The organism is Aeromonas sp. 602658 (assembly GCF_049173005.1).
GTDB lineage: Bacteria > Pseudomonadota > Gammaproteobacteria > Enterobacterales > Aeromonadaceae > Aeromonas > Aeromonas veronii_A.
This window is the reverse complement of sequence record NZ_JAAKRF010000002.1, coordinates 387,940-401,537: the sequence shown is the minus strand read 5'-3', so window position 1 is coordinate 401,537 and position 13,598 is coordinate 387,940. Positions and strand designations below refer to the sequence as shown.

Sequence of the window (13,598 nt, the reverse complement as noted above, 5' to 3'; positions counted from 1 at the left end):
ACGGTCAAACCCGAACTCTGTTCTGTTGGCTGGCATTATCAGCTAAACCGTTTTAGCCAACCAACAGATCTCGGCACCGGCTGCCATTTTTGTGATCGGGATAACGAACTAGAACCAGGTTTCCATCTGTACGCCAAAGTTCCACTCGCCACCGGCGGTGAAGTTGCTCTGGCCCATGGCATCGTCGCTGGCGTAATTGTCGAGCTCGGAGGACCAGTCCATCCAGCTGGCGAACACCCGCAGTTCGGGCCGTTCGAAGAAACCGGCGGTCTGCGCCTTGAAGGTGGGGGCGAAGGTGAACTTGGTGAAGTTGCCGTTCACCGCCTGGCGTCCCTTGTAACCCTTGGGATCGAGATCCATGTACTGCCAGGCCGCCTCGTAGACCAGCTCGACGTTCTGGCTCAGCACCTGCGCCACCCGGGTATTGAAGGTAAGCCAGCGGTACTCATCCCCTTTCACGTAGCGATCCTGACTCTGCTCGGCCAGCAGGGCCGGGGCAAAACGCCAGCGCGAGTTGAGATCGGTGGCGCCAAACACGGCGATCCGCACCGCATCGGCGTCCGGCAACAGCTCGCTGTCAGAGCCCAGCCCCTTGACCTCGGCCCCCAGCCCATGACCGTACAGCACCGCCGCCTTGGCAAAACCGGGGTTGAGGCCAAAGAAGCTCTCGCCGTGGTAGGCCAGCAGGGTGTGTGCCCCCTTGTCCGCCGCCTCGCTGCCCGCCCCCTTGTCATTGATGCGGGCGTCATTGTCCTTGGCCGAGAGGCCGTTCACCATCCACTGCAAGTTACCGACGCGGTTGTTCATGGTGAGGATGTAGCTCTCGATATCGGAAAGACCGCTGGCGCTGATGTCGCCGTAATCGCGGCCATAGAGGGAGAAGTTGGCCTTCCAGCTATCGGCCAGTTGCACGTCGTAGACGCCGCCGCCGGTACCGGCCAGGAACACCACGTCGGAATCGAGCCAGTGGATGTCAAAGTTGTCCCGATCAAAGCGCTTGCCCGCCCACAGCACCGCATTCTTGAAGGGGCCGTCGAAGCTCGCCAGATTGCCGATCTCGGCAAACACCTGACGGGTATTGAGGCTCGAATCGCTGGCGGTCCAGTCGTTGCTGGTCTCCACCCCGTCTGCCAGCATCAGCTTGTAGCGGGCCCAGCTGCCATCCTCGAAGGTCTGGGTTTTCAGCAGGTTGGCCTCCATATAGGTGTCATCCTCATTGCCAAGGCGACCGACGGCCCCGCCCACCGAACCGGCTGGCGTGATGTAGGGGCCGCCGCGCCCGCCGTTGCCATTGCCGTTGACCAACAGGCCCGAGCGGGCGTAGCCGTGAAACTCGAAGCCCTGGGCACCAGCGGTCTTCTCATCCACCTGCTGGCTGCGGTTGTCGGCCACCTGAGCCTGCTCGCTCGCCGCGCTCGCCTTCACTTCCGCCTGACTGGCACGGCTATCTGCCGCCTCGGCTCTCGCTTCGGCTGCCTGTACCCGCGCCTCCAGCGCCGCCAATCTGGCCTCGACACTCTCACCTGCAATACTCGCCTGCGCCGCCCACAGCGGGCTGCTCATCCCCAATCCCAGCGCTACCGCCAGCGCCAACTTGCTCTTGAACATCATCATCTTCCTCACCTGTCATCGGTGGCCCGAACGGGCGCTGTTGTTATCGACAGCCAGAGCATAGCTAAACCAATTTAGCCAACTCAATATGACAACTAAACCGTTTCAGCAACAGTGTGAGCGGGATAACATTTGTACAGCAGGAATTGGCGGGAGTTGTGAGGAGGATCCCTCATCAGGATCCACTCAATAAGGCGGATCCTGGCGAAATGACGGGCAAAAAAAGAGCCGGCACAAGGCCGGCTCTGTTTATTCGGGTCGCTGAAATCAGCTGGTCAGATCGTCGAAGAAGCGTTTCACCCCTTCGAAGAAGCCTTCCGATTTCGGCTTGTGGGTCTTGGCAGCGGCACCGCTGAACGACTCGTCCAGCTGGCGCAACAGCTCTTTCTGCTGCTCGGTGAGGTTGACCGGAGTCTCGATCACCACCTTGCACATCAGATCCCCTACCTGACCGGAGCGCACGGACTTCACGCCCTTGCCGCGCATGCGGAACATCTTGCCAGTCTGGGTCTCCGGAGTGACCTTGAGCTTGACGCGGCCATCCAGGGTCGGTACTTCAATCTCGCCACCCAGCGCAGCTGCGGTGAAGCTGATGGGCACTTCGCAGTAGAGGTTGTTGCCGTCACGCACGAAAATTTCGTGCTCTTTGACGTGCACCTGTACGTAGAGATCCCCTGCCGGAGCTCCTGCTTCCCCCGCTTCTCCTTCGCCGGAGAGACGGATGCGATCGCCGGTATCGACGCCCGCCGGAATTTTTACCGACAGGGTCTTGGTGCGCTGGTAGCGACCTTCACCGTGACACTTGCGGCACGGATCCTTGATGATCTTGCCGCGGCCGTGACAGTGCGGACATGCCTGCTGTACCGCGAAGAAGCCCTGACGCATCTGCACCTGGCCGGAGCCGTGGCAGGTCGGGCAAGTCTGGGCACTGCTGCCGGTGTGGGCACCGGAGCCGTTACAGACTTCGCAGTGAACCAGAGTTGGCACCTTGATCTCCTTGGAGACCCCGCGCACCGCCTCTTCCAGCGTCAGCTCCATGGTGTAACGCAGGTCGGAGCCACGAGCCGGGCCACGACGGGCACCACCACGGCCACCGCCGAAGATGTCACCGAATACGTCACCAAACATGTCGGCGAAGTCGGCACCGCCGCCAAAGCCACCGTGGCCACCGCCACCCTGGCTCGGGTCGACACCGGCATGGCCGTACTGGTCGTAACGGGCACGCAGGTTGGCATCGGTCAGGACCTCGTAGGCTTCCTTGACCTCTTTGAACTTTTCTTCGGATGCGGCATCACCCTGATTACGATCCGGGTGATACTTCATGGCCAGGCGCTTGTACGCCTTCTTGATCTCGCGATCGTCGGCATCTTTCGCCACACCCAGTACTTCGTAGAAATCGCGCTTCGACATACTCATCCTGTGGTTACGCAGACGGGCGTTGGTTACCCAACGCCCGTGAATTCATTGACCAAGCCGATGGGCGAAGCGGACTCCGCCCATCTGGGTAGGGCTTACTTCTTGTCGTCTTTCACTTCTTCGAACTCGGCGTCGACTACATCGTCGTCAGCCTTGGCAGAAGAGGAGGACTGACCGGCATCAGCACCGGCTGCACCCTGGGCCTGAGCCTGCTGCTGGGCAATTTCCATCAGCTTCTGGGACGCTTCCAGCAGAGCCTGCTGTTTGGCTTCGATAGCAGCCTTGTCGTCACCCTTGATGGCCGCTTCCAGCTCGCTCAGAGCAGCTTCGATCTTGGTCTTGTCGTCGGCAGGCAGGGCTTCACCGGCTTCGGTGATCTGCTTGCGTACGGAGTGGACCAGACCATCAGCCTGGTTGCGAGCCTGTACCAGCTCTTCAAACTTCTTGTCCTCGGCCGCGTTGGCTTCGGCTTCGCGTACCATGCGCTCGATCTCGTCATCAGACAGACCAGAGGAGGCCTGGATGGTGATCTTCTGCTCTTTGTTGGTCTCTTTGTCTTTCGCAGAGACGTGCAGGATACCGTTGGCATCAATGTCGAAGGTCACTTCGATCTGCGGCAGACCGCGCGGTGCCGGACGGATGCCTTCCAGGTTGAACTGGCCCAGAGACTTGTTGTCGCTGGCGCGCTTGCGCTCACCCTGCAGCACGTGAATGGTCACGGCAGACTGGTTGTCTTCGGCAGTGGAGAACACCTGGGACTTCTTGGTCGGAATGGTGGTGTTCTTCTCGATCAGCGCAGTCATCACGCTACCCATGGTTTCGATACCCAGGGAGAGCGGGGTGACGTCCAGCAGCAGTACGTCAGTCTTGTCACCGGACAGTACGGCGCCCTGAATGGCAGCACCCATGGCCACGGCTTCGTCCGGGTTGACGTCTTTACGCGGCTCTTTGCCAAAGAACTCGGCAACGGTCTTCTGAACCAGCGGCATACGGGTCTGACCACCAACCAGGATCACGTCATCGATCTCGCCAACTGCCAGACCGGAGTCTTTCAGGGCGACACGAACCGGCTCCAGAGAGTCCTTCACCATGTCTTCTACCAGGGATTCCAGCTTGGCGCGGGTCACCTTGATGTTCATGTGCTTCGGACCGGTGGCATCTGCAGTGATGTACGGCAGGTTGACGTCGGTCTGCTGGGCAGAAGAGAGCTCGATTTTGGCTTTCTCGGCGGCATCTTTCAGACGCTGCAGAGCCAGCTGGTCGTTGCGCAGGTCGATGCCCTGCTCACGCTTGAACTCGTCTACCAGATAGTTGATGACGCGGTTGTCGAAGTCTTCACCACCCAGGTGGGTGTTACCGTTGGTCGCCAGTACTTCGAAGGTGGTTTCGCCTTCCACTTCGTCGATCTCGATGATGGAGATATCGAAAGTACCGCCACCCAGGTCATATACGGCAACCTTGCGCTCGCCCTTGACCTTGTTCACGCCGTAAGCGAATGCAGCAGCAGTCGGTTCGTTGATGATGCGTTTTACATCCAGACCGGCGATGCGACCGGCATCCTTGGTAGCCTGACGCTGGGCGTCGTTGAAGTAGGCCGGAACAGTGATAACGGCTTCGGTTACCGGCTCACCCAGGTAGTCTTCAGCGGTCTTCTTCATCTTTTTCAGCACTTCGGCAGAGATCTGCGGCGGTGCCATTTTCTTGCCCTTCACTTCAACCCAGGCATCGCCGTTGTCAGCTTTGGCGATGGCGTACGGCATGATTTTCAGGTCACGCTGCACTTCTTCATCTTCAAAACGACGACCGATCAGACGCTTGATGGCGAACAGGGTGTTTTTCGGGTTGGTGATGGCCTGACGCTTGGCCGGCTGACCAACCAGGATCTCGCCATCATCGGCATAGGCAATGATGGACGGAGTAGTACGATCGCCTTCTGCGTTCTCGATCACGCGAGCAGTGTCGCCATCCAGAATAGCGACGCAGGAGTTGGTAGTACCCAGGTCAATACCGATGATTTTACCCATTTGACGAATCTCCAAATACTTTGAATAAACTGGCGAGGAACTCGCCTTAATGCGTTAACGGCTAGGTGGGGGCTGCCAATCTGGCTTTCAAGCTCCCGGCATCAAATTTTTTGTGCCGCCGCGGCCTTGCACCCTATATGGGGTCGCCAGACGCAGCTTCAAGCCCCAACCCTAAAAAACCACACCCTTTGTCATGGTTGCGCGGTCACGTTGAGCCGTAAAACCGGGCAAGATGAACAGGTGCTGCACTGCGAAACAAAAAGCCCGCCACAGGGCGGGCTCGGGCACCCACAGCCAATCAGTCGACCGCTTTGGCGATCATCACCATGGCCGGACGGATCACCCGACCGTTGAGGTCATAGCCCTTCTGCATCACTGCAATGACGGTGTTCGGGGCCACATCGGCACTCGGCACCATGCTCATCGCCTGATGGGCATTGGGGTCAAACGGCTGGTTGATCGGGTCAAGCGCCACCAGACCAAACTTGGCCACGCCGCTCTGCATGGATTTCAGGGTCAGCTCGACACCTTCGATCATCGGCTTGAGGGCTTCGTTCTCCTTGTCGGCCAGTTCGATGGCACGCTCAAGGTTGTCCAGCACCGGCAGCAATTCATTGGCGAACTTCTCCAGAGCGAATTTGTGCGCCTTCTCCACATCCAGCTCGGTACGACGGCGCAGGTTTTCCATCTCGGCGGCGGTACGCAGGGCGCGTTCACGCTCTTCCGCCGCTTTTTGGATGGCGGTTTCCAACTGCGCTTCCAGTTCGGCAATACGGGCCTGCTCGGCTGTCACTTCACTGTCTACATCGGTCGGCTCGACTGGCTGGGCTTCCACTTGCTCCATCGCTTCAACCTTTTGCTCTTCGTGGTTCATGACATCTCCAATTCCGGGGTTACTTATGAGGGCCCTGACGTCTGGTTGAGCGACCGGACGACAACAGACCGACTATGTTGGCGCTATTATGGGGATGCATCCCCGGCTTTCAAGGGGTAAAGGGCAATCAGGGTTGCTGAATAGCCGCAACCGGCGGTTTATCCGAGTTGCCGCTCACCGTTTAACCAGTAACCTCAAGGGGATAGCCACCCCCGTCACACGGGAGAGCGTCACAAGCGGAGCAAAGCACTGTATACTGGCCCGCAATACCCATCCCAGATCTGACTGACTATGGATTCTCCGTTCAAAACCATCGCCCTGATTGGCAAACCCCACCATGAGGGGGCCAACCAGACGCTGACCGGCCTGCATCAATACCTGACCGCCCGCGGCTTTCGGGTACTGGTGGAGAGCCGGGTCGCCCAGACCCTGAGCATCCTCGATGAAAACGTGATGGATCTGGTGCAACTGGGCCAGCAGGCCGATCTCGCCATCGTGGTCGGCGGTGACGGCAACATGCTGGGGGCGGCGCGAGTACTGTCGCGCTTCGATGTAGCAGTGATCGGGGTGAACCGGGGCAACCTCGGCTTTCTGACCGATCTCTCGCCACAAGATTACCTGCTGCCGCTGGAGCAGGTGCTCTCCGGCCACTACAAGAGCGAACACCGCTTCCTTCTGGAAGCCTCGGTCTATCGCCACGGCGAGCGCAAGTCGAGCAATCTGGCGGTCAACGAGGCTGTGTTGCACCCGGGCAAGATCGCCCACATGATCGAGTTTGAGGTCTATATCGATGGCAGCTTTATGTATAGCCAGCGTTCGGACGGCATCATAGTGGCCACCCCGACCGGCTCGACCGCCTACTCCCTGTCGGCAGGTGGCGCCATCCTCACCCCCAAGCTCAACGCCATCACGCTGGTGCCCATGTTCCCGCATACCCTCAGCAGTCGCCCCATCGTACTCGATGCCGACAGCGAAGTACGGCTGCTGGTCTCGCCGGATAATCAGGACGATGCCATGCAGGTCAGCTGTGATGGCCAGGTGACGCTGGCGGTCCACCCGGGGGACGAGATCCTGATCAAGAAGAGCCACCACCAGCTTCATCTGGTGCATCCCCTCGACTACAGCTACTTCCACGTACTGCGCAACAAGCTCGGCTGGGGCAGCAAGCTGTTCTAATCAGCTTTGACCGACAACGGCATTGCCAGAGAAGGGCGCCTGAATTGGCGCCCTTCTCTTTTCTGTCGTGGCAACATCCCCTGCCCTCTCATATCCGTACCGCGTGCCAATAGTCAGTACCGCATTCTCATAGCCATACCGCACTGGCGCACCTTTCCTGTACTAAAAATGACGGCGCCCTCTTTACTGTATATAAGACCAGTATATACTGGATGCATACACAGTAATGTTGACCTATACAGGATGAGACCATGCTGACCCAGCTGACCGTCAACAACTTCGCCATCGTCAAGTTTCTCGAACTCGATCTGCAACCGGGCATGACCTGCATCACCGGTGAGACCGGCGCCGGTAAATCCATCGCCATCGACGCTCTTGGTCTCTGCCTCGGAGAGCGGGCAGAAGCCGGCATGGTGCGACCCGATAGCGACAAAAGCGAGGTCAGCGCCCGCTTCCTGCTCGACAACAACCCGGCCGCCCGCGCCTGGCTCGCTACCAACGAGCTGGAAAACGAAGGTGAGTGTATCGTCAGGCGAGTCATCTCAACCGAGGGGCGCTCACGCAGCTATATCAACGGCGTGCCCGTCCCCCTCACCCAGCTCAAGAATCTGGGCCAACTGCTGGTCAACGTACACGGTCAGCATGCCCACCAGATGCTGCTCAAACCCGACTACCAGCTCGCCCTGCTCGATGGCTATGCCGGTCACCATCTGCTGCTCGACGAGGTGCGCCAGCACTATCAGCAGTGGCGCCAACTGCAAAACGAACTGAACCGGCTCAAGGCCGAGCAGCAGCAGCGGGAAGCGCGCCGTCAGCTTATCGAGTACCAGGTGCAGGAGCTGGACGAATTTGCCCTGCAACCGGGGGAGTTTGAAGAGATAGAGGAGGAGCACCAGCGTCTCGCCAACGGCACAGAGCTGATGCAGGAGTGCGGGGCTTGCCTCGATCTGCTCTATGACAACGAAGAGACCACTATCGCAGGGCTGCTGCAATCGGCCGTCGATCGGGCCGAGGGGCTGGTCAGCATGGACAGCCGCCTCAACCCGGTACTGGAGATGCTGAATGAAGCGCTGATCGGGGTGCAGGAGAGCCACAGCGAACTTCGCAGCTACCTCGATCGGCTGGAGCTCGATCCCGAACGTTTCAACGAGCTGGAAGCCCGCCTCTCCAAAGCCATCAATCTGGCACGCAAGCACCACGTTAAACCGGCGGATCTGGCCCAACACCATCAGGAGCTTGCCTCTGATCTCGCCCGCCTCAACTCCGATGAGGAGCGGTTAGAGGGGATGGAAGATGAGCTGGCCGAGGCTCGTCAGGCTTTTGTCCAGGCCGCCGAGGCCCTGAGCCAGAGCCGTCAGCGTTACGCCCAGGAGCTGGGCGCCAAGGTAACCAGCAGCATGCACGAACTGGCGATGCCCGATGGCCGCTTTGCCATCGAGGTGCGCCCCGATGCCCAGAGCAGCCTCTCTCCGCTGGGTATAGATCGGGTGGAATTTATGGTCACCACCAACCCGGGCCAACCGATCCAGCCGCTTGGCAAGGTAGCTTCGGGCGGTGAACTGTCGCGTATCAGCCTTGCCATCGTGGTGATCAGCGCTCGCAAGGTCTCCACTCCGACCCTGATTTTCGATGAAGTGGATGTGGGGATCAGCGGCCCGACTGCCGCCGTGGTGGGTCGCCTGCTGCGCCAGCTCGGCGAGTCCACTCAGGTGATGGTGGTCACTCACTTGCCTCAGGTGGCAGGCAACGGCCACCAGCATATGGTGGTGAGCAAGCATACCAATGGCAAAACCACCGAAACCCAAATGAGTGCCCTTGATGAGGCTGCCCGTCTCAATGAATTGGCACGGCTGCTTGGAGGCGACCAGATCACCGACAACACTTTGGCCAATGCCCGCGAGCTGCTGCGTCGATGAATCAGGTGATAAAGCCGATTTGCAGCGATGGCGACTGATAGCGCTGACAGAACATGCTGACTTCGCAGGTACGGACGAGTGCCATGGCCTGCACAGTCAGCAATAGCCAATAGCCAATAGCCAATAGCCAATAGCCAATAGCCAACTGTGAGAACCGAACTCGCGTCAGGATTACCGACCCAGATCAATAAAATGGCGAGTTAGGCGAAGCTGGCAGCAACATGGGAGTGGATCCGGTTGCCTTCATGTGGCGGATTTCGCATAGTGTTGCCCCCCTTTATGGGTATCCAATTGTGAGGCTTTGTCTATGATCCACGTTTTTGGTCACAAGAATCCTGATAGCGACAGTATCTGCAGTGCGCTGGTTATCACCGATTGGCTCAATGGCCAGGGCCGTCAGGCCACCCCATGGCGTCTGGGTGACCTGCGCACCGAAACCCGTTTTATTCTGGAGCAGGCAGGCGTCAGCGAACCCGAGTTGCTGACCAAAGATCTGACCGGTGAAGATGTCTGGCTGGTGGATTTCAGTGATCTGGAACAGGGTCCTGCCACACTGGCACAAGCCAATGTACTGGGTCTGGTGGATCACCACCGTCTCGGTACCCTGGTCACCCAGTCTCCGCTGGATGCCTGGATCCGTGCCGTCGGCTGCACCTGCACCATCGCCTTCGATCTGCTGAGCCAGCAAGGCACTGTGACCCGCAGCCAGGCTCGCCTGATGCTGGGCGCCATCATGAGCGACACCCTCTGTCTCACCTCGCCGACCACCACCGAGCAGGACAAGATCGCTTGTGAGCGTCTGGCACCGCTGGCCGAAGTATCGCTGGCCGAATTCGGCCAACAGCTGCTGATGGCCAAAACCGACCTGAGCGGCCTGACTCCAGCTCAACTGCTGCAGCAGGATGAGAAGGCATTCCAAGCCGAAGGGTTGAACTTCATCATGAGCCAGATCGAAGTGGGCAGCGAACAGCAACTGGCCGAGCACCTGCCAGCCCTGCAGCAGGAGATGGCCCAGCGCGTGGCGAGCGAAGGGCTCGACTTATTCGTGTTGATGGTGACTGACCTGACTGCGGCTGCCAGCCGTATCTACTTTACCGAGCACGCCAAAGTACCGGCAGAGTCCAGCTACCACCCGGGCTTTGTCAGCCGCAAGAAGCAGGGTCTGCCCTGGGTGATGGATCTGCTGGCCAAGGCCTGACCTTCCCTCGCCATCACCTATTCCAAAGCCCTGCCTCTGCGCAGGGCTTTTTCATCGCCACCGCCAGCCGCACTCCCCCCTCTTGCTGACCATCTTGCTCACCACTGCGGTCTCTCGCTTACTCCTTTCACGGCTTATTGACAGTTAACGCCATAACTTTGCTTACATATTTGCGGCTGTTATTTATCAGGGCTTTGCTGCAGGATAATCGCCGCGCACAACCTTTTCCGTTTCCATTCAGGTGATCGATGAACATAACCCCCAAGCAGAGAACCCTGGCCATCACCATGCTGATCGCCGTGGTGCTCCTCGGCTGGCTACTCTGGCCCAGTCAACCACCCAAGGCGATGCTGACCGCTCAGGTGACCCGCGAGGATATTGCCCAAACTGTACTGGCCAGTGGTGTGCTGCAGGCCGTGGAGCAGGTGGATGTGGGGGCCCAGGTCTCCGGTCAAGTCACCAAGCTGGCCGTCGAGGCAGGTGATCAGGTCAAGCAGGGAGACCTGCTGGCAGAGATCGATCCCTTGATTGCCCAGAACAACCTCAAGACGGCCGAGGCGGAACTTGCCAGCAACCGCGCCCAGCTCAAGATCAAGCAAGCGCAACTCAAACAGAACGAGCTCGCCTGGCGGCGCCAGCAACAGATGTTCAAGCAGGAGGCGAGCTCACGGGCCGATCTGGAGAGTGCCGAGGCACTGCTGGCGGTCACCCGCGCCGAACTGCAAAACAGCCAGGCCAATATCGACAACGCCCTGATCAAGGTTGATCGGGCCAAGACCGAGCTGGGCTACACCAAGATCCTGGCGCCGATGGATGGCACCGTCATCAGCATTGTGACCCGTCAGGGCCAGACCCTGGCAGCCAGCCAGACGGTGCCGACCGTGCTCAAGCTGGCCAACCTCGAGACCATGACAGTCAAGGCTCAGATCTCCGAAGCCGATGTCACCAAGGTCAAAGCCGGCATGCCGGTCTATTTCACCTTGATCGGCGATCCGGATACCCGCTATCAGGGTACGCTTCGCGCCGTGGAGTTAGCGCCTACCAACATCAACGATCAGGCCACCACTGGTACCACCACCAGCAATGCGGCTGTCTACTACTACGCCCTGTTCGATGTACCCAATCCCGACCATACCCTGCGGGTCGCAATGACCACCCAGGTGACCATTGTGCTCGGCGAGCGCAAGCAGGTGCTCACTGTGCCGCAAACCGCCCTCGGCAAGTCGCTGGGTGACAACGAGTATGAAGTCACCGTGATCAAGGACGATGGGACAACCGAAACCCGTCATATCAAGACCGGTATGAAGGACGAGATCCGCATTGAGGTGATCAGCGGGCTGAGTGAGAAGGAGGAGGTGCAGCTCAATCACGGAGCCCCCGCCGACAATGATGAGATGGCGGTGATGCTATGAGTGAGCCCCTGAACCAGCTGCCGTTGATCCAGCTGAAAGGGGTCGAGCGACGCTACCAGAGCGGTGACAGCGAAGTCACCGTGCTCCACCCTCTTGACCTCACCATCACGGCAGGAGAGATGATCGCCATTGTCGGCGCGTCCGGCTCCGGCAAGTCGACCCTGATGAACCTGCTGGGTTGTCTGGATAGCCCGAGCGGCGGCCAGTACCTGTTTCGCGGTCAGGACACCGCCACCATGGATGCGTTGGCGCTGGCCCGGCTGCGCTGCCACCACTTCGGCTTTATCTTTCAGCGCTACCACCTGCTGCCCCACCTCGATGCCGCCGCCAACGTGGAGATCCCCGCCGTCTATGCCGGCACCAGCCGCCCGGATCGCCAGGTGCGCGCGCGTCAGCTGCTGGGCAGACTGGGACTGGCCGATCGCAGCCACCATACACCGGGCCAGCTCTCCGGCGGTCAGCAGCAGCGGGTCAGTATCGCCCGGGCGCTGGCCAATGGCGGCGAAGTGATCCTCGCCGATGAACCGACCGGCGCACTGGATAGCCAGAGCGGCAAGGAGGTGATGGCGATCCTCAAGGAGCTGCACGCTCAGGGCCACACCATCATTCTGGTCACCCACGATATGAACGTGGCCAGCCATGCCGACCGGATCATCACTCTCAAGGATGGTCGGATTGAACAAGATAGCGGCCCCTGCCAAACGGCCGTGTTGGCTCCAGCCACCGCTGTAGCCCCTCAAAAAATAGCGCCCACTAAAGGTGCCATGGGCCACGACTGGGATCGTTATCGGGAAGCGGGACGGATGGCGATGCATGCCATGCTCGCCCACCGGATGCGCACCTTCCTCACCATGCTCGGCATCATCATCGGTATCGCCGCCGTGGTGAGTGTGGTGGCGCTGGGGCAAGGGGCGCGCGCCAAGGTGATCGACCAGATCAATGCGATGGGCACCAACACCATCGAAATCTTCCCGGGTAAAGGATGGGGCGATGAGAAGATGGCCAGCATCCAGACCCTCAACAAGGGGGATCTCGATGCCCTGTTGGGGCAACCCTATCTTGCGGGCGCCAGCCCCGAGATCGGCAGCTCAGGCCAGTTGCGCTACCGCAACAAGACCAACAGCGGTAACGTGACCGGGGTCGGTAACGACTATTTCAAGGTAAAGGGGATGACGCTGGTCAGTGGTCGCTTACTGGAGTGGCAAGATATCCAGCAGCGTGCCGCCGTCGCCGTGGTGGACAAGAAGAGCATCACCAGCCTGCTTGGCAAGGAGGAGCCGGTCGGCAAGGTGGTACTGGTCGGCACCTTGCCGGTGCGGATTGTCGGTGTGGTTTCGCAGGAGACCGGCTTCGGCCCCACCAGCCAGTCGGTCAATATCTGGCTGCCCTACAGCGCAGTGATGAGTCGCCTCATCTCGCAGCACCACTTCAGCCAGATCACCATCCGGGTCAAAGACGGGGTACAACCGGCACTGGCCGAGCAGGCGGTGATCGAGCTGATCACCAAGCGCCACGGGGTGAAGGATTTCTTCACCTTCAGTAGCGACAGCATCATCAAATCGGTAGAGAAAACCACCGCCACCATGACCCTGATGGTCTCGGCCATCGCGGTGATCTCGCTGATCGTCGGCGGGGTGGGCGTGATGAACATCATGCTGGTGTCGGTGGTCGAGCGCACCCGCGAGATCGGCATTCGCATGGCCGTGGGCGCCCGCCAGTCGGATATTCTGCAGCAGTTCCTGATTGAAGCCGTGATGGTGAGCCTGCTGGGGGGGATCTTCGGCGTGGGCCTCTCGCTCGGCATTGGCGCGCTCTTTTCACTGCTGGTGGACTCCATCAAGATGCAGTTCTCGCTCTTCTCCATCCTGATGGCCTTTGGCTGCTCGTCACTCATCGGGATCCTGTTTGGTTACCTGCCGGCACGCAATGCGGCGCGGCTCGACCCTGTTGTCGCACTGGCGAGGGAATAAC

9 protein-coding genes are annotated in these 13,598 nt (G+C 59.7%); 5 read left to right on the top strand and 4 right to left on the bottom strand.

What is annotated here, in order from left to right; translation table 11 throughout:
* Positions 1-108 precede the first annotated feature (108 nt).
* From G5253_RS04160 to grpE, 4 genes are all read right to left on the bottom strand, one after another.
* Positions 109-1,614, bottom strand: coding sequence for a carbohydrate porin (locus G5253_RS04160; RefSeq protein ID WP_266134455.1), 1,506 nt, complete (start codon positions 1,612-1,614; stop codon positions 109-111).
* Between the two features lie 264 nt (positions 1,615-1,878).
* A complete protein-coding gene (gene dnaJ, locus G5253_RS04155; protein WP_005338032.1) occupies positions 1,879-3,021 on the bottom strand; it encodes a molecular chaperone DnaJ in 1,143 nt (380 codons plus the stop codon).
* Positions 3,022-3,122: 101 nt separating this feature from the next.
* Positions 3,123-5,051 (bottom strand): molecular chaperone DnaK, encoded by a 1,929-nt coding sequence (gene dnaK, locus G5253_RS04150; protein ID WP_005338034.1) that lies wholly within the window; start codon positions 5,049-5,051, stop codon positions 3,123-3,125.
* Between the two features lie 298 nt (positions 5,052-5,349).
* Positions 5,350-5,925 (bottom strand): nucleotide exchange factor GrpE, encoded by a 576-nt coding sequence (gene grpE, locus G5253_RS04145; RefSeq protein ID WP_005338036.1) that lies wholly within the window; start codon positions 5,923-5,925, stop codon positions 5,350-5,352.
* A gap of 291 nt (positions 5,926-6,216) precedes the next feature.
* On the opposite strand from grpE, the gene nadK reads away from it, so the two are divergent.
* From nadK to G5253_RS04120, 5 genes are all read left to right on the top strand, one after another.
* The gene (nadK, locus tag G5253_RS04140) at positions 6,217-7,101 is read left to right on the top strand and encodes an NAD(+) kinase (RefSeq protein WP_005338038.1); all 885 of its coding nucleotides are present in this window, start codon (positions 6,217-6,219) and stop codon (positions 7,099-7,101) included.
* Positions 7,102-7,352: 251 nt separating this feature from the next.
* Positions 7,353-9,017, top strand: a complete 1,665-nt coding sequence (recN, locus tag G5253_RS04135; RefSeq protein ID WP_421202723.1) for a DNA repair protein RecN — start codon at positions 7,353-7,355, stop codon at positions 9,015-9,017.
* Between the two features lie 307 nt (positions 9,018-9,324).
* A complete protein-coding gene (locus G5253_RS04130; protein ID WP_266134457.1) occupies positions 9,325-10,215 on the top strand; it encodes a manganese-dependent inorganic pyrophosphatase in 891 nt (296 codons plus the stop codon).
* A 248-nt stretch (positions 10,216-10,463) separates the two neighbouring features.
* Positions 10,464-11,627: a macrolide transporter subunit MacA gene (macA, locus tag G5253_RS04125; protein ID WP_236382135.1), complete on the top strand. Its 1,164-nt coding sequence runs from the start codon at positions 10,464-10,466 to the stop codon at positions 11,625-11,627.
* A complete protein-coding gene (locus tag G5253_RS04120) occupies positions 11,624-13,597 on the top strand; it encodes a MacB family efflux pump subunit (RefSeq protein WP_266134458.1) in 1,974 nt (657 codons plus the stop codon). Before macA ends, G5253_RS04120 begins: the two co-directional genes overlap by 4 nt.
* Position 13,598: the final 1 nt, after the last annotated feature.